We start from the raw sequence: 16,492 nt of genomic DNA on the forward strand, positions 1-16,492 counted from the left end.
CAATCCTGACTTTCGAAACTCATGTGAATCATCGGACTTGTCGATGATGTCGTGTGTCTGCTGGGTCGGGATACATTCACTTGTCGCATCTTTCGGCACTTCGCTCGTACAGATGTCGAAAGTGCGATCGGCCACCATTCAACCGGGGTTCAGAGACCCGTCTCACGCCGAAACGTGACCGAGCCAATGGCAAACGGCCCCGCGTCGGTGATTTCGAACGAGGGTGATCGGTTGTGAGGCCTTACGTGGTGGACGCTGTCAACGAGGTGATGAAGCGCTCGGCTGCCGCGTCGACCTCGGCGTCGGGGGTGAGCAACCTCTGCAACAACAGTCCTCGCAGACATGCGGTTGCGATGATGCTCTGCTGCTTTGCATCCACCACTGTGAATCCTTCGCGAAGGGCTGCCGCTTCAAGGAGGTGCGCCAAATCGTCGAGGTCGGCGGCGAAATCTTGAAATGCTTTGTGCTCGTAAACCGCAAGTCCGGCCAGGTGAAAAAAGGTGCGGCTTCGATCTTCGTGCTCGGCGTTCGAGTAGAAGGTCCAGATCGCCCTGCACAGGGCCGCGAACCCGAGATCCTTGCCCATCGCGGCGATGACGAGGTTGTCACGGCGGCGAGCTTCCGACAGCACGGCGCTGAGGAGTCCCGGTCGTGATCCGAAGTGATAGGTCAGCAGCGTGTGGTGCACTCCGAGTCGCTCCGCTACTTGGCGCATCGACAGCTTCGGGCTTGGGCCGGTTTCACCGAACTCGTCGAACAGTGCCTGCAACAGTCGCTCTCGACCCTCCCCAACCGGCGATCTCACGCTACCTCCATTGACGGGTTCACCACTGTTGAGTACGGTACCGCATATCGAATTCACCAGTGTTTAGGAGAGTGGTTTCCAATGCTCGGGAGGTCCCTTTGACTGACGTATGGTTTGCCGGCGGCATGGTCGCGGATGGATCGGGCACCGACCCGGTCGAAGTCGACGTGTGCGTGAGTGGCGGCATTGTCACCGCGATCGGACAGGCGCCGTCGGGTTCGACGACAGTTGACTTGGACGGCATGCTTCTGACTCCGGGGCTGATCGATGCTCATGTGCACCTGGGTATTTCGAGTCCGATCCGAAGGCAATTCGGGTTTGAGCTCTCGGCAGCCGAACTGGCTGCGGGCATCTTCGCCACCGCGGGCGATGCCCTCGACGCGGGCTTCACCACGTGCGAGACGTCGGTGGCATCGACGGCGGAGTCGTCGACGTTATTGCGAGCGGCAAGGTGCGTGGTCCGCGTGTCCTCTCGTGCGGTCCTGTGCAGTGCCAGACCGGTGGACACGGCTACTACGGGGCCGCATGGGAGCCGACCGAGCTGTGGAACATGCACCACATTCCAGGGCTCTGCGCCTTGTCCTTGATGTCGGGTAATGCCGACGAGCTACGACGCAACGTGCGCGAGTCGTTCCGCCGAGGCGCAACATTTCTGAAACTGTGCGTCACCGGCGGTGTCGTCGGAGGCCATGACAGCCTCACCGACACACAGTTCACCGTCGAGGAAATCTCCGTGGCAGTGGAAGAAGCAGCGTCGCGCGGCACCTACGTCACGGTCCACGCGCACAACAATGCGGGCATTCGCAACGCGGTGCGGGCCGGCGTCCGGTGCGTGGAACACGGCACCGACATCGATGCGGAGACGGCCCAGCTGATGCGGGAACATGACGTGGCACTTGTCCCCACCTTCGCCGTGGTCGAGCAGTTGGCGGACACCGAAAGCATGGACCTGGACCCGGCAATACGAGAGCGTGCAGCCGGAGTGCGTCAACGCATGGCCAGAGCGCTCGAGGCCTCTCGCGCAGCAGGCCTGAGGATCGGCCTGGGCTCGGACCTCATCGGGCCGCACCAGCAGCGCCGAGGCGAGGAGTTGCGCTTGCGGGCCGAGTTGGAGTCGCCGATGCATGCTCTCGTATCGGCCACCAGCGTCAACGCCGACATCCTCGGTATCGGGGACACCGTTGGAACTATCCGCGTCGGAATGCAGGCGGACATGGTCGCCTGGCAGCAAGACCCGCTCCACGACGCCAAGGTGTTCGCCGATCCGGACATGGCTGTTCTCGTCGTGAAGGCCGGCCACGTAGTGAAGGGAGAGGTTCGATGAGCGCAATGCTGCACGGATGCTTTGCAGACACGGAGTACTTCGAAATCACGGCGAAGTCGGGGTACAGCTACGGCATCTGGGTGACCACACCCCCCGGCTACGCGGACTCCACGGATCCCTTACCGCTGATCTACGTGATGGACGGCAACTGGGCTGTAGGTCTTACCGCCCCGCTCATCGTCACGCAGGCAGACCCGTATCTGACGATCGCCCCGTACATCCAGGTCAGCGTCGGTTATGCCGGTGAAGAAGCTGCCAACTGGGCACGACTACGCAACCGCGATCTCGTGCCGCCCGGGGAACCGGTAGGCGAAGAAATGACGGCCACTCTTGCCGCTGCTCGCGACTCGGGTGCAATGACCCAGGAGTATGTGGACGCCTACCTCGAGGAGCTGGCAGACACCCACGCGGACGTCTTCCTCGACTTCCTGACCAACGAACTCCACCCTCGCCTGTACTCGTCGGAGCTACGTGTCAGCGAGTCCGGGCACGGACTCTTCGGGTACTCGTACGGAGGCCTTTTCGCCCTCTACGCATGGCTGCGCGACGCGCCCCCATTCGCGACCTTCGGTGCGGGTAGTCCCGGAGTTGTGAACGCCGACAGCCAGATCCACACACTGGTCGAGGCACTGCCCGAGCGTGGCGTGGGCTCAGTTGTTCCGCAGCTGCACGTCACGCTGAACGAAGCCGAACTGACTGGACCCATTCCGATCTATCGCGGACTGTCACGCAACGTTCTCGCCGTCGTGGAGCAGTTGCATGGCAAGGGACGGTCGCAGGATGTTTCGACCGCGTTGTTGCACGAGACGCACGTAACCGGGCTGCAGGCATCGTTCCTGAGCTACTTGAAGAGCTGCCATGCACGTTAGCTCTCCGTCCCGGAGGCGATGTGCCGCTGACACGTTCTAGGGCGATTTTCCGTAGACGCCGTTGAAGGAGAAGTCGGCTGTGGGTGTCCACCACGTGGTGGACACCCACAGCCGTGTCTATTCAGTTGTCGCGGCTATCGATTCTCCAAGCCGGACAAGACTTCTAACCCATGACCGTCCCGGTCGACTCGGCATTGGGTGCCCGAAGGCGGGAGAATGCGCCGAGGTCGATTTCGAGCCCGGTGTGCATCCCGACATAGGTCAGGGGATCAGCGTCGTGATCGTGTCCAGCTTCCACCTGGTCGATGATCCTGGACATGAGGCGCCCAGCGATGGGCGCATTTTTGAATTGGTTCCCGCTGGTGCCCATGGCGACGTAGAAACCTTGCCTGTCTGTCTTGTCATAGATCGGGGTCCAGTCGGATGCTGCGTCGTACACGCCGGCAATACCTTTCGGTTGTGACGGGACCTCCAGGGTGGGGAAACGCCTGGCGGCGCGGAAAACCTGCGCTTCGAACCGGGCAACAGTGCGATTCGGGTTGGCGGTATCAGGGTCGTCGATCCACTCGAGCGGATCGCAATCCGGTTCGGTTCCGCCGACAAGGAAACCGTTTCCAGGTTCGGCTCGCATGTAGGTTCCGAGATCCAAATCGGCGATCATCGGGCCGAGGATCTCGTCGTCGTTGTAGCCAGTGGGTGCGGTGACGTGATGAACTTCCTGGCGCAAGGGCCGAACCGAAACCTTGAAGTCGGCCCCGACGTTCGACAGCTTGTTGAACGCTCCTGACCAGGGGCCGGCGGCATTGACGACAATCTTGGATTTCACACTTTCCCCGTCGTCGAGCCCTAGCTGCCAGATGCCGTCAGGCAACTGCTCGACTGCCACTACACGCGTGTTGTATGCGAAAACCGCACCGTGCGAACGTGCTGCCGCAGCAAGATTCGCGGCAGCCAGTTGCGGGTCGTCGACGAACCCCGCCTGAGGTGTGTACAGCGCGCCGAGCGTGGTTTCGGCATCTGCGAAGAAGGACTCCGAGTCGACTGGCTTCGGAGGATAGTATTTGCCGGCGTCGATACCGGGAATCTTCTCGACGAGTGTCGTTGCGTCCCAAAGCTGGTAATCGATTCCTATCTTCTCGAATAATCCGATCGTGCGCGCGTGGGGCGCGACGTCGACATCGAGCAGTGCCATCCCGCATTGCCGAAACTTCGCAAGCGCGCCGTCGACTGTCGCGTTGAGATGCTCGCTCCAGTTTTGCCAGCAATGCAGCGACTCCCAAGCCGCAGCCATACCGTCGAATGTGGAGTAGTTGAACCGGATAACCGCACTGGATGCACTGGTCGAGCCGTAGCCCGGACCACCAGACTTGTCGATGACCAGGACTTCGTAACCTCGAGCGGCCAGTTCGTAGGCGATGGAGCTGCCGATCACTCCAGCTCCGACCACAACTGCATCGGTCTTGTCGGTAGGCACTTTCGGCCTCTCTTTCTACTGATGGCTTCGCCGGATCGAAAGCACAGCTGTTCGATCCGGCAAGCTTGGGTTCTGGTAATTCCGACGCCGTCGACTTCCTCTGGAGAGCTTCATCCCGACTTCTCGGATTCGGCTCTGCCTTAATGAATTTGGCACCTGAAAGTCCAGAGGTGTTCGTCGTCCTCAACTCTCTCGTGGCGGCCATCGGAACGCTATCGACAGCTGCGCAAAAAATCACAGCCGTGGCGCGTCCGTTGTCAGAAATGCTTCGTCGGGCTGCCCTGCGTGGCAGACCAGTTTTTCGTTTCCGGAATCCCTCGCCACAGAATGGGAAGCGCGATCAAAGCGATGGCGGTCGCATAGAAGGCAGGCGACAGATCGCTTCCAGTGGCGTTGACCAGTGCTGCGCACACCAGAGGAGCGGTCCCTGCAAAAAGTGCATATGCGATGTTGTAGGGGATTGCCGTGCCGGTGAATCGCGCATGCGTCGGCATCATTTCGAGAATTACGAGCAAAGCGGACGCGAGTAAGGAAAGCGCGAGGACCAGAGAAGCCAGTGCAACGGCAATCGCGAAAATGTTTCCGGTACCGATGAGCATGTAGCTGGGCACCGAGACGAAAACTGACATCACCATGCCGATTCTGACGAGTGGCCTCCGGCCGATTCGGTCGACTGTGGCGCCGAAGAAGATGAACAGCGGTACTGCGAGAACCAAAGCGCCGGTTGTCATCAGCAGTGCAACCGTGCTCGGAACATCGGCTGAGAGAACCAGAAATGTCGGCATGTAGCCGAGCAGCATATGAGTAACGACACCGAGCGAGGCGAAGTACACGAAGGACGTGAGCAGAGTCCGCCAGTGATTGCGGAACAGATCTGCGAGTGGGCGGTTTGGAAGGGAATCGTTTTCTTGCATTTCCTTGAACGCCGGAGTCTCCTCGACGGCAAGCCTCATGAACAGGCCCACCATGGCGACAACGCCTCCGATGATGAACGGCCAACGCCATCCTCCGTCGGCGAAGTGCTCAGCGCCGACCGAGCTGAATGACAAGACTGTGACCGTGGCCAAGATGCTGCCGACAAATGACGAAGAGCTGATTATCCCTGCGTACAAGCCTCGGCGGTGGGACGGCGCATGCTCGACGACGAAGGTGGCAGCTCCGGTGTATTCGCCCCCGGCCGAGAATCCTTGAACCAATCGGCACAGCAGCAGCAACAGCGGTGCGGCAACACCGATCGAAGCGTACGTCGGTAGGAGACCGATTGCCGCCGTCGAGCAGCCCATGAGCGTAATTGCCAGGGACAGTGACCTCCGTCGGCCGAGGCGGTCACCAAGCCGTCCGAAGAATATGCCGCCGGCAGGTCTGGCCAAGAAGGCGACTCCGTAAAGAGCGAAGGTGGCAAGCAGTGCGCCACTGCCGAACTCCGGAGGGAAGAACACTGTCGCGAGAACTGCGGCAGTGAAACCGTAGATCGTGAAATCGAACCATTCGACGATGTTGCCTGTCGCCCCGGCGATCAGGGCCCTACGGCGCGCCGATCGACGTCCAGGTGGAGTCTCGGTTTGATGCCCTGCAGGAGCATTTGCTGTGCCGGTCATGATGATTCCTCTCGGGATATGCTGAATGGCAACGGCTTTGCGACATCACGGTCACCGATGTCATTCGAGGTATTCGACATTGAAAGAGGTCGGTGGGATTCGATGTTGAACTGGCGAACGAAGGTCGTTGTCGATTTCGGGTCGGAGGCGACTTCGTCTGAGGGAGATCGTGCCGGCCGGCCTCGCGCCCCACTATGCAAATCCCACGGCTGCAACAGATCTCGTCGCTGCCACGTCTGACGGGTTGCGAACCGAGTGAAGACGTCACGGGTCTCGAGTGCTTGGCATGAAGCGAGCCTATGGTGCAAAAGTTAGTTGCATCACTGTCATGTGTTCAATTTTCTACGTAGAAATTTGGGCATATGTTGCAAACCGGAGAGGGGGCTCGTACAGTTCGACCATGGTCGGAGAACTGCAGCATTTGGTGGACACTACCGGGCGCCGACTGGACCGTTCCGTTGCGATCGATGATGTACAGATTCGTCTGCTCGCGTACAACTCGCATGACAGTGCCGTCGATTCAGTCAGAATGAATTCCGTTCTACAGCGGAATGTTTCACGCGAGATCGTAGACTTCATCTACGCGAGTGGAGGCCGTGAAGCCCTCGATCTCTTCACTGTTCCCGTCAACGAAGAACTAGGGCTGACCCTTGGCCGGGTCGGGATGCCGATCCGGTACCGCAATGCGCTGCTGGGCTTCGTCTGGCTGTTGACTTCGGAGGGCGAAGTTGACGAGGATCAAGCCGAGGTCTTGAGGCGCACGGCTGATGCGGCAGCGATGATCCTCCACCGCGAACAGTTGCTGGACGAGTTGTCCCGAAGTCGGGAGCGGGAACTTACTCGAGACGTCCTGTCGGGCGAGCGGTCGCTGCGCGAGGACGCGGCAAACAGGTTGGCCGAGGAGGGCTTGTTGGCTGCGGGTCCAGCAGTCGTGGTCACTGTGTTGCTCCGTCCTGGCGACCAGTCGACATTGACCGAAAGAGATCGTCTGAGTGTTGCCGTCGGCGTCGATCAGCTTCGTCGGAGGCTCCCGCGGAACAGTGCAATCCAACTCGACCGCCCCGACCACAGTCTGTTGATCGTATCGGTGGCCGAACGCTCGACTCAAACCCATCTGGACTCGCTGATCGTGGCAGCCCGGGAGCGAGTCTTGTCTGAAAGTGGGCGCCAGAACATCGAATGTTGGGTCGGTATCGGTGAACCGCGAACCTCGGTTGCGGATGTGCGCGAATCCTACGAAGAGTCCAGACGTTCCGCAGATGTGGCCCAGGTCGTCAAGGTGCTCGGAAATGTTGTGCGTTATCGGGATCTCGGCGTCTACGGACTTCTGGCCGAACTGTCGGAGGATCGACTCGAGAACAGTATTCACTCAGGTTTGCAGTCCTTGCTCAGCCATGAGGACTCGAAAAGTGAGGCTCTTCTCGCGACGCTGGAGAGCTTTTTGGACAATGCCGGTGACGTAAAGCGAACGTCAGAGGCGCTCTGTGTGCATCGAGGGAGCTTGTACTATCGCTTGCGGCGAATTCAGGAGATAACACGAGCAGACTTGGCAAACGGCGACGACCGGTTGGCCTTGCATTTGAGCCTGAAAGTCGCGCGGCTGTTGGATCTCCGATGATCCCGATCCGAGAAGAGGGGACTGCGGAAGAATTGAGCGGCTCAACGTAGTTGGCGGCTTTCGATCGTCAAGCATGATGGTTCTGGGGTGGGAAAGGAAGCGCGTCGTACATCGGCCGGGGTGGGTTGGCTTGACCTGCTGAGACGTTCATACGTTTGATCGGGCACCTTCTATCCTCCTGTCGGCAGATGCGGCGGAGTGCAACTTTTTCGGGCATTGAAAGTGCAGAATCGTCCAGATGGGTGTCGAGCTGCGTGAAGAACGCGCGTTTTTGCAAACCGAAATGACGACGAATTTGGTCTGAGTTCGGTCCCCCGGTACGCAGATGTTCGCGCGCGAACTGGACTATTTGTTGCCGACTGCAAATTGGGGATTTCGCATCCATTCCCGTTGGCTCCCTTTATCGTTGGATTGGATCAGATACCTGAGTCGGTGCGATTCGTATGCACCCCTTCACCGCAGGTCTGGTCTGATCTTTCCGAAGTCGGAGTCGCGGAGATACATGCAGTTGTTCGAGATCGTTCCCCCGAAATTGAACAAACGCGCCAGACTGGATTGTGGCCATCGAGGCTGTACGTCTATCCATTTGCTGGTTGCTGAGCCGGCTGGTCAGTACGACATTGAACCGGTGATGTTGCCGGCCTATCGCCAAACGGTGAAGTGGTTTTGCCAGGAGAACGACACGTTTTTGCCGGCATTCGAGACGACGACTCCGCGCGGATCGACCTCTGGCGGAAGGGGGACCGACCACATCATCTTTCCGTCGCGAGCCCTGATCGAATGCATGCCGGTGTAGTCGCTGAAGACGAAGTGATCGCCATCAGTCGCACCGCTTCGAACCCAGTACGCGTCTTGCCAGGGTGTTTGCCACAGTTGTCGGCCACTCTCGACGTCGAGACCCGAGATTGTGCGGGTCTCCGGCGACGTGACGAGGATTGTTTTTCCTACCACTGCGGCGATGGCGCTTCCTGTCCCGGCCGTCGCGGTGTTGACGATTTGTGAACTGCGCCAGAGTTCGTCACCCGACTCCGGATCGTAGGCGCCGTCGCCGAGAAACATCGGCAGGCCCGTCGAGGGCTTACTCGGGTAGGACGACGATGAGTACGAGGGAATCGGTATCGCACGAATCGTGGATCCGTCGGAAGCCAAGAGGTTTTGGGTTCCGGCATATCCCGACCGGCCGCCGACACTGGTGAGGAACAATCCGTTCCCGGTAGGGACAAGCGAATCGCCCTCGAATCGGAATCGTTCGGCGCCGGACTGCAGATCGTAGATTCGATAGCGGTACTGCGGGTCCCCGCCGTCGCCCTGTTCCATCGCAATGACAGTGTCGGTGTGAGGGACCGTGTAGACGGCTCCGAACTTCTCACTTGGTTCGAAGGTACGCACGAAGTTGGCAGTCAAATTGGTTGTGGTGCCGCTGGCAAGAATTCGTGTTCGAACCGTTCCGTCCATCCTTTCGCCGGACGTGTACACGGTGTCTCCGGCGATGGTGGCGCCATTGAGATCGAAGTCGGTTCCGAGGTCGGACATCAGAGTTCCGGTCGCGGTATCGACAAAGATCATCCGTCGATCGCCCCAGCACGCGATGATCGTGGATTCGTTCTGCTGACTGCACTGGCCGATGACTCCGCCGATTCGCGTTTTCCACAGCGGACTTCCGTCGTCGGGATTCACCCCGACGAGTGTGACGGCACCGACTCCCTGACTCGACGAAGACTCGTCGGTCTTGGGAAGCGGATAAGCAGTCGCGGCCACCAGCACGTCACCGACTTGGTACGTGTTGCCGTAGCCGTAGTAGCTATCGAGCGTGGAAGGCATCGACAGCAGCACGTCCCCGGGGTTGTCCGTGAGCGCTCGGACATCGAGTTCCCAGGCTTGTTGCGGAGGATCGGAGAGGTCTACGTCGACAACGCCTTGCTCGACGATCGGACCGCCTGTCTTCTGCTTCGGCCATGCCGCATCACTGGAGTCGGAGATTACCGATACGACGATGAACGCGATCGCCACGAGCAATGCCAGTCCGAGTGCGACCAGTTTCCAATGTTCCTTCAACCGAAGCTGCATCGAAAGACCGTAACCGATCGATCAAACTGATCGGTTCGTTTCGCGGACGGCCGGCACGATGTCGATCGCGAGATCGAGCCCACGTGCTCGGTGTGACGAAGTGTGGTGGCCTCGTACGCACGAGACCACCACACCGACGGCGTCAGACGTAAGGCGAGTACGCCGGAAGATCCAACTGACCGTTGCCGGACAGCCCGATCACGATCACCTCGGGTTCGGTGACGGCACGGGCGTGAGCGATAGCGCCGGCAACCGCGTGGGTGGATTCCGGAGCCGGGATGATTCCTTCGGCGCGGGCGAAAATCAGACCTGCCTGGAGTGCGTCGTCCTGATCGACGGCAATTGCATCCATGAGTCCGAGGTTGACCGCGTGCGAGACCATCGGCGACATGCCGTGGTAGCGGAGGCCACCGGCATGGATGGCCGGCGGTACGAAATCCTTACCCAGAGTGTGCATCTTGAGCAGCGGCGTCAGGCCGGCGACATCACCGAAGTCGTAGCGGTACTCGCCCTGGGTGAGGGACGGGCATGCCGACGGCTCGCAGGCGACCAGACGAGTCTTGGTGCCTTCGCGAAGGTTTCGTCCCAGGAACGGGAAGGTGAGTCCGGCGAGGTTGGAACCGCCACCGGCGCAACCGAACACGGTGTCGGGGACGGCGTCGCCGGCTTCTTCGAGCTGGACCATTGCTTCCTGACCGATCACGGTCTGGTGCAGCATGACGTGGTTCAGCACGCTACCGAGTGAGTAGTGCGTGTTCGGATCCTGCGCAGCGACCTCGACGGCCTCACTGATGGCCATACCGAGCGAGCCGGTGGTGTCGGGATGCGACTTCAACAGTGCGCGTCCGGCTTCCGTCAGGTCCGAAGGCGACGGGTGACAGATTCCGCCGTACGCCTCCATCTGGATGCGTCGGTACGGCTTCGAATCGAAGGACGAGCGAACCTGCCATACCTCGACGTCGAGTCCGAGCAGCGCGCCCGCGAACGACAGCGACGCACCCCACTGTCCCGCACCGGTTTCGGTGGTGAGCTTGGTGGTTCCCTCGATTGCGTTGTAGTAAGCCTGCGCGACAGCAGTATTCGGCTTGTGTGAACCGACCGGGCTCACGCCTTCGTACTTGTAGTAGATGCGGGCAGGTGTGCCGAGAGCGCGCTCGAGTCGATGCGCGCGGAACAGGGGAGAGGGCCTCCACATGCCGTAGATCTCGCGAACCGTCTCCGGGATCTCGATGTAGCGCTCGGTTGCGACTTCCTGCGCGATGAGGTTCATCGGGAACAGCGGCGCCAAGTCCTCGGGGCCGAGCGGCTCACGAGTGCCCGGATGCAGGTGCGGGGGAACAGGCTCGGGGAGGTCAGCCGCCAGGTTGTACCAGTGCGTCGGCACTTTCGACGGGATGGAGACGCCCAAAGGCTCGAGCGAACGGTTGAGTGGGGTGGTGGTCAACTAACTCTCCTTCGTGGATTCGGTACCTGATCTTGGCGGTCGTAGCGACGACGCGTACGGCATTTGCCGGATCGGGGATCCTGAGAGGAGCCTGCTGGACCACCCGATATCGGTCCGGGCAGCACGCAGTTGCGGCTGACCGTCAGCGGTCGGGCCACCAGAGGTGCGCAGTGAGCAGGGTCACGAGCCGATCGTACATCGGCACTCGCACCCTGCTCACGTCGGGCGCAGCTACATTCTCGCCATCCTTCGTCGGCTCAGCGAAAAATCATGCACGTCGTGGTTCCATGCGCCACCAACTTGCCGTTCTTGTCCAAGACCTTGCCCTCTGCCGTCGCGGTACGCCCGCCCACGTGAATGACGCTGCCGTGGGCTGTCAGTTCGTCACCGTCGAGAGGCACCGTGCGGATGTAGTTGAGCTTGAGTTCGAGGGTCGTGTAGCCGACGCCGGCCGGAAGCATCGTGTGTACCGCGCAGCCCATGACCGAGTCGAGCAGCGTTGCGCAGATGCCGCCGTGCACAGTGCCGAGCGGGTTGCTGAAATCGGCACGCGGGGTCAGGGCGAAGCTCACCGATCCCTCGTTGACCTCGCGCATCTCCATGCCGAGGAGGCGTCCGATGCTGGGTCGGTCGTTGACCTGCGTTCCCATCCAGCGGAGAAGTTCGAGGCCTGTCATCTGCGCCGGATCGACAGTCGCGGTTGTCTCGTCACTCATTGTTTCATCCCATCACTATGTAGGTCGTCATACATAACGTAGCGTATGAGTCGACAGGTGTACCGACGGCCGAAGGATCTGTGACATGGCAGAGCTGAGCTCACGTGATCGCATGATTCGTAGTGCGGTCGAACTGATCAGCCGCAACGGCGTCGATGCGACATCCTTCAGCGACGTCATCAAGCACAGCGGCGCGCCCCGTGGGTCGATCTACCATCACTTTCCAGGCGGCAAGACCGAGTTGATGGTCGAAGCTGTGCGCGCGGCCGGTGCGATCATCACCAGACGAATCAGCTCGGCTGCGGCTACCGGTTCCACGGCCGACGTGATCGAAGCGGTCGGAGACATCTGGCGACTCAATCTCACACGCTCGGACTTCGCGATCGGCTGCCCGGTGATTGCCGGCGGGTTGGCGCGTGCCAGTGAGCCAGAAGTCGCGGAAGTGTCGGCTGAGGTCATGCTGGGATGGCAGAAGTTGATCGAATCGCAACTCGAAACTGCGGGTTATCCTGCAGTGCAGGCAAAATCGATGGCAAACCTGACGATCACGTCGGTCGAAGGTGCAGTGGCGGTGTGCCAGACGACTCGAAGTATCGAGCCGCTCGAACAGGTCATCGCTTCACTGCAGGGGCTCTCTCGTTCTGAGGCTTGGTCCCGCTGAGCCTTCGGGGGTTGACTTCGGTCGTCAAGTATCCGTAACTTCATGTAACGGCTAATTGGGCAGGAGTAGGCGATGACACATTGGTTCGACCTCGAACCGGTCGGTGTCGATTTCTTCGACACGGCACCGCATATCTTCACGTACTCGATCGATCTCGCCGCCGAACCTGACGCCGTCTGGGCCGGTCTGACCGCCGACGAGCCTTTGTCGTGGTGCCGACTGCTCACAAAAGTGCACTACACCTCGCCGCGCCCCTACGGCGTCGGCACGCGCCGAATCGCGGAGGTGGGCGGCGGTGCGATGCAGATGCGCGAAAAGTTCATCACCTGGGACGACGAAACGCGTCGGCACTCGTTTTACGTCGAACAGTCCAATGTTCCGCTTTTCCAATCCTTCGCGGAGGACTACCGCGTCGACGAGCTCGCAGTGGGTTCGAGACTGCAGTGGAATTTTGCATTCTCGCCGCGTCCGAAGCTGTCGCTCGCGGTGCGCGGCGGGCTACCGGTCAACTCGCTGATCTTCTCGAGCTTCGTGCGCGATACCAAGCGGCACTTCGGTTCTGCGCCACGCCATTGACTTTCTTCCCTTCATACGAGAGGCATCCATGACCACGCTCGGAGAATCGTTGACTTTGCCCTGCGGGCAGATCCTGCGGAATCGCACGATGAAAGCTGCGCTCAGCGAGGCTCTGGGTGACCGCACTCATGGACCGTCCACTCGCTTGGAAACGCTGTACGGTCGTTGGGGCAGTGGCGGGTTCGGTTTGCTGATCACCGGCAATGTCATGGTCGATCGATCGCAGATCGCCGAACCGGGCAATGTCGTCGTCGACGACGACCGTGATGCCGAAGCACTGACTGCCTGGGCCAAGACCGCCAAGAACGGCGGCGCCGAGATCTGGATACAGCTGAACCACCCAGGGCGGCAATCCAACCCGATTGCCAGCAGAGGTAGACCGGTCGCCCCGAGCGCGATCGCGCTGAAGATTCCGGGAATGGCGACGCCGCGAGAACTCTCGACCGCTGAGATCGACGAGATCATCGACAAGTTCGCGGAAACCGCTCGCGTCGCCGAGTCCTCCGGCTTCGGGGGCGTGCAGATACACGCAGCGCACGGTTATCTTGTTGCGCAGTTCCTTTCGCCCTTGTCCAATCAGCGGACGGACGAGTGGGGTGGAGATCCTGAGCGTCGACGACGCTTTCTGATCGAGATCGTTCGGCGCATACGCTCTGCCGTTGCTCCGGGATTCGCGGTCTCGGTCAAGCTCAACTCGGCTGATTTCCAACGAGGTGGATTCTCGGAAGACGAGTCGCGAGAAGTAGTGCGCGCGTTGACCGAAGAGTCGGTGGATCTCATCGAGATCAGCGGTGGCAGTTATGAATCGCCGGCCATGATGGGTAAAGCGCAGAAGCAGAGCACTCGCGATCGAGAGGCATATTTCCTCGAGTACGCCGAGACAGTCCGAGCGATTGCCGGCGACATTCCCTTGGCGGTCACCGGCGGCTTCCGCTCGCGATCGGCGATGGTCGAGGCACTGGCTTCCGGCGCGTGCGACGTGATCGGCCTCGGCCGGCCGACGATCACGATCCCCGACGCGGCAACCGTTCTCCTGGAATCGGATCGGGAACGATTGACCGTGCCGACTGTTGAGTTCGGAGCGCGGAAGTTGTTGGGGAAGGTTGCCGACATCTCGATGCTCGACGGTGCACTCGACCTGCAGTGGCATACCGATCAGCTGCACCGGATGGGCGACGGAAGCGAGCCGGATCCGGCTCGGCCGTGGTGGAAGACCCTCGGAACGATGGTGAGGCGAAACGGATTCGATGCGCTTCGCCCCACCAAACGAGCGGCTTGATCAGTTCGGTGCACCGATGTTGAGTTCATCGGGATGCGCGCCGACGCGGGTACCGTCGTCGAGCGTATCGATTTCGCTCAGGTCGAGATCGGTGAGTTCGAAGTCGAATACGTCGATGTTCTGAGCGATTCGAGCATCGTGTACGGATTTCGGGATGACGATCAGGCCGTTCTGAAGGTGCCAACGGATCAGGACCTGCGCGGCAGTCTTGCTGTGGCGGTCACCGATTCGAGTGATGATCGGGTCGGTGAGCAGGGTGTTGGGCTTGGACGCCTTACCCCAACCTGCGTTACTGGTACCGCCGAGTGGGCTCCACGATTCGACCTTGATCCCGTGCTCGGCGGCCTTGTCGCGAATGGCCTGCTGCGTGAGGTGCGGGTGCAGTTCCACCTGATCGACTGCGGGCAACAATCCACCGCGTTCGACGAGAAGCTGCAGATGATGCGGCTCGAAGTTGCACACCCCGATTGCCTTGGCGCGGCCCGATTCCGCGATCTTTTCGAGTGCGTCCCACGTGCGGAGGAGTCGGTCGTTGTCCTGCAGAGGCCAGTGGATGAGGTAGAGATCGACGTAGTCGACGCCGAGCTTGTCGATGCTGGTGTCGAAAGCCTTCAACGCCGGCTCGTAGCCCTGATCTGCATTCCACAGCTTCGTAGTGAGGAAGATGTCCTCTCGCGCGACGGACGAGTTGGCGATACCTCGTCCGACGCCCTCTTCGTTTCCATAGGCGGCAGCGGTGTCGATGTGCCGGTAGCCGGCCTCGTCGAGTGCGAACCGTACTGCATGCTCGGTTTCGTCGTTGGTGGCCTGCCAGACTCCGAGGCCGAGTTGCGGGATCGTGGTTCCGGAATTCAGCGTGATGTCAGGAATGCTCATGGATCAAGGCTAGCGATCTCGAGCTGTCCTTGCCTGGGTCAGAGCTGCCTGGGTCAGAGCTGCCTGGGTCAGAGAGTGGTAGCCGAGTACCCATGCGCCGCTGCAACACTGTCGGACAGGAGCAGGCCGTCGTGTGTGCTCAGACCTGACCCCAGGCCGGGAACTGTCGCGACCGCGTCCTTCCACCCCTTGTCGGCCAAGGCGACGACGTACGGAAGCGTCGCGTTGGTGAGTGCGTAGGTGGACGTACGGGGGACCGCTCCGGGCATGTTCGCAACGCAGTAGAAGACCGAACCGTGAACCTGGTACGTCGGATCGGCGTGCGTGGTCGCGTGTGAATCCTCGAAGCAGCCGCCCTGGTCGATGGCGATGTCGACCAGGACAGAACCCGGCTTCATACGCGCCACCAGGCTGTTGGAGACGAGAGTCGGCGCCTTCGCCCCGGGGACCAGCACTGCGCCGATGACCAGGTCGGCGTCGAGTACTGCCTGTTCGAGTTCGAAGCTGTTGGACGTGATGGTCTTGACCTGGCCGTGGTACAGCTCGTCGATTTCCCGCAGGCGCGCGATCGACAGGTCGAGAACGGTGACGTCGGCCTGCATGCCGTAGGCCACGGCGATGGCGTTCTTGCCGGAGACTCCCGCACCGATCACCACGACCTTGGCGGGGCGCACTCCGGGTACGCCGCCCATCAGCACTCCGCGTCCGCCGCCGTGACGCATCAAGTGATAGGCGCCCGCCTGCGGTGCCAGGCGTCCGGCTACTTCACTCATCGGGGCGAGGAGGGGCAGTGAACCGTCGGAACCGACAACTGTTTCGTAGGCGATGGAGGTGGTCTTCGACGTCAGGAGCGCGTCGGTGCATTCCTTCGACGCCGCCAGGTGCAGGTAGGTGAAGAGAACCTGATCCTTACGGAGTCGCGAATACTCTTCTGCAATAGGTTCTTTGACCTTCAGGAGTAGATCTGCGTCCGTCCAGACCTGATCGGCAGATCCGAGGATCTGCGCGCCCGCGGCCTTGAAATCCTCGTCACTGAACGAGGAGCCGACGCCTGCACCCGTTTCGATGACGACTTCGTGTCCTCGGCCGACCAGTTCGTGGACGCCTGCTGGGCTGATGGCCACGCGGTACTCGTGGTTTTTGATCTCGCGAGGGATTCCGACCTTCATGACACGGCTCCGAACT

Annotated in this window: 15 protein-coding genes; 7 read left to right on the plus strand and 8 right to left on the minus strand. The window is 60.7% G+C overall.

Annotation, left to right across the window (positions count from 1 at the left end):
- Positions 1-241: 241 nt before the first annotated feature.
- Positions 242-805 carry a TetR/AcrR family transcriptional regulator gene (locus A0W34_RS04125; RefSeq protein WP_081557361.1) on the minus strand — a complete coding sequence of 188 codons (564 nt, stop codon included), beginning with the start codon at positions 803-805 and terminating at the stop codon, positions 242-244.
- A gap of 242 nt (positions 806-1,047) precedes the next feature.
- Here A0W34_RS04125 and A0W34_RS33790 point away from each other — a divergent pair, with 242 nt between their 5' ends.
- Genes A0W34_RS33790 through A0W34_RS04135 form a run of 3 tightly spaced genes read left to right on the plus strand, consistent with a single transcriptional unit; the run spans position 1,048 to position 2,998 of the window.
- Positions 1,048-1,392 carry an amidohydrolase family protein gene (locus tag A0W34_RS33790; RefSeq protein ID WP_442971945.1) on the plus strand — a complete coding sequence of 115 codons (345 nt, stop codon included), beginning with the start codon at positions 1,048-1,050 and terminating at the stop codon, positions 1,390-1,392.
- Positions 1,392-2,129, plus strand: coding sequence for an amidohydrolase family protein (locus A0W34_RS04130; protein ID WP_442971946.1), 738 nt, complete (start codon positions 1,392-1,394; stop codon positions 2,127-2,129). Before A0W34_RS33790 ends, A0W34_RS04130 begins: the two co-directional genes overlap by 1 nt.
- Entirely contained in the window at positions 2,126-2,998 is an 873-nt protein-coding gene (locus A0W34_RS04135; protein WP_081557362.1) for an alpha/beta hydrolase, read from the plus strand. The genes A0W34_RS04130 and A0W34_RS04135 overlap by 4 nt, the downstream gene beginning before the upstream one ends.
- A gap of 163 nt (positions 2,999-3,161) precedes the next feature.
- Here A0W34_RS04135 and A0W34_RS04140 read toward each other — a convergent pair whose 3' ends face one another.
- Both A0W34_RS04140 and A0W34_RS04145 read right to left on the minus strand, forming a co-directional pair.
- A complete protein-coding gene (locus A0W34_RS04140) occupies positions 3,162-4,472 on the minus strand; it encodes an NAD(P)/FAD-dependent oxidoreductase (RefSeq protein ID WP_042449434.1) in 1,311 nt (436 codons plus the stop codon).
- 257 nt (positions 4,473-4,729) lie between these two features.
- The gene (locus tag A0W34_RS04145; RefSeq protein WP_081557363.1) at positions 4,730-6,070 is read right to left on the minus strand and encodes an MFS transporter; all 1,341 of its coding nucleotides are present in this window, start codon (positions 6,068-6,070) and stop codon (positions 4,730-4,732) included.
- A 400-nt stretch (positions 6,071-6,470) separates the two neighbouring features.
- Between A0W34_RS04145 and A0W34_RS04150 the strand changes: the two genes are divergently transcribed.
- A complete protein-coding gene (locus A0W34_RS04150; protein ID WP_041814672.1) occupies positions 6,471-7,688 on the plus strand; it encodes a PucR family transcriptional regulator in 1,218 nt (405 codons plus the stop codon).
- Between the two features lie 642 nt (positions 7,689-8,330).
- Here the strand turns inward: A0W34_RS04150 and A0W34_RS04155 are convergent.
- The 3 genes from A0W34_RS04155 to A0W34_RS04165 all read right to left on the minus strand — a co-directional run bounded on the left by A0W34_RS04155 (position 8,331) and on the right by A0W34_RS04165 (position 11,915).
- Positions 8,331-9,755 (minus strand): outer membrane protein assembly factor BamB family protein, encoded by a 1,425-nt coding sequence (locus A0W34_RS04155; protein WP_081557364.1) that lies wholly within the window; start codon positions 9,753-9,755, stop codon positions 8,331-8,333.
- 142 nt (positions 9,756-9,897) lie between these two features.
- Positions 9,898-11,199, minus strand: a complete 1,302-nt coding sequence (locus tag A0W34_RS04160) for a TrpB-like pyridoxal phosphate-dependent enzyme (RefSeq protein WP_003945451.1) — start codon at positions 11,197-11,199, stop codon at positions 9,898-9,900.
- Between the two features lie 257 nt (positions 11,200-11,456).
- On the minus strand, positions 11,457-11,915 hold the full coding sequence (locus A0W34_RS04165) for a PaaI family thioesterase (RefSeq protein WP_003945940.1): 459 nt from the start codon (positions 11,913-11,915) through the stop codon (positions 11,457-11,459).
- Between the two features lie 85 nt (positions 11,916-12,000).
- On the opposite strand from A0W34_RS04165, the gene A0W34_RS04170 reads away from it, so the two are divergent.
- The 3 genes from A0W34_RS04170 to A0W34_RS04180 all read left to right on the plus strand — a co-directional run bounded on the left by A0W34_RS04170 (position 12,001) and on the right by A0W34_RS04180 (position 14,431).
- Entirely contained in the window at positions 12,001-12,576 is a 576-nt protein-coding gene (locus A0W34_RS04170; RefSeq protein WP_007734151.1) for a TetR/AcrR family transcriptional regulator, read from the plus strand.
- Positions 12,577-12,648: 72 nt separating this feature from the next.
- On the plus strand, positions 12,649-13,152 hold the full coding sequence (locus A0W34_RS04175) for an SRPBCC family protein (RefSeq protein ID WP_019746932.1): 504 nt from the start codon (positions 12,649-12,651) through the stop codon (positions 13,150-13,152).
- A gap of 28 nt (positions 13,153-13,180) precedes the next feature.
- A complete protein-coding gene (locus A0W34_RS04180; protein WP_081557365.1) occupies positions 13,181-14,431 on the plus strand; it encodes an NADH:flavin oxidoreductase/NADH oxidase family protein in 1,251 nt (416 codons plus the stop codon).
- Here A0W34_RS04180 and A0W34_RS04185 read toward each other — a convergent pair whose 3' ends face one another.
- On the minus strand, positions 14,432-15,307 hold the full coding sequence (locus A0W34_RS04185) for an aldo/keto reductase (protein WP_063315018.1): 876 nt from the start codon (positions 15,305-15,307) through the stop codon (positions 14,432-14,434).
- A gap of 68 nt (positions 15,308-15,375) precedes the next feature.
- Positions 15,376-16,476 carry an alanine dehydrogenase gene (gene ald, locus A0W34_RS04190; RefSeq protein ID WP_081557366.1) on the minus strand — a complete coding sequence of 367 codons (1,101 nt, stop codon included), beginning with the start codon at positions 16,474-16,476 and terminating at the stop codon, positions 15,376-15,378.
- Positions 16,477-16,492 lie beyond the last annotated feature (16 nt).

It is taken from the genome of Rhodococcus sp. BH4 (assembly GCF_002079265.1).
In the GTDB taxonomy this organism is placed as follows: Bacteria; Actinomycetota; Actinomycetes; order Mycobacteriales; family Mycobacteriaceae; genus Rhodococcus_F; species Rhodococcus_F qingshengii.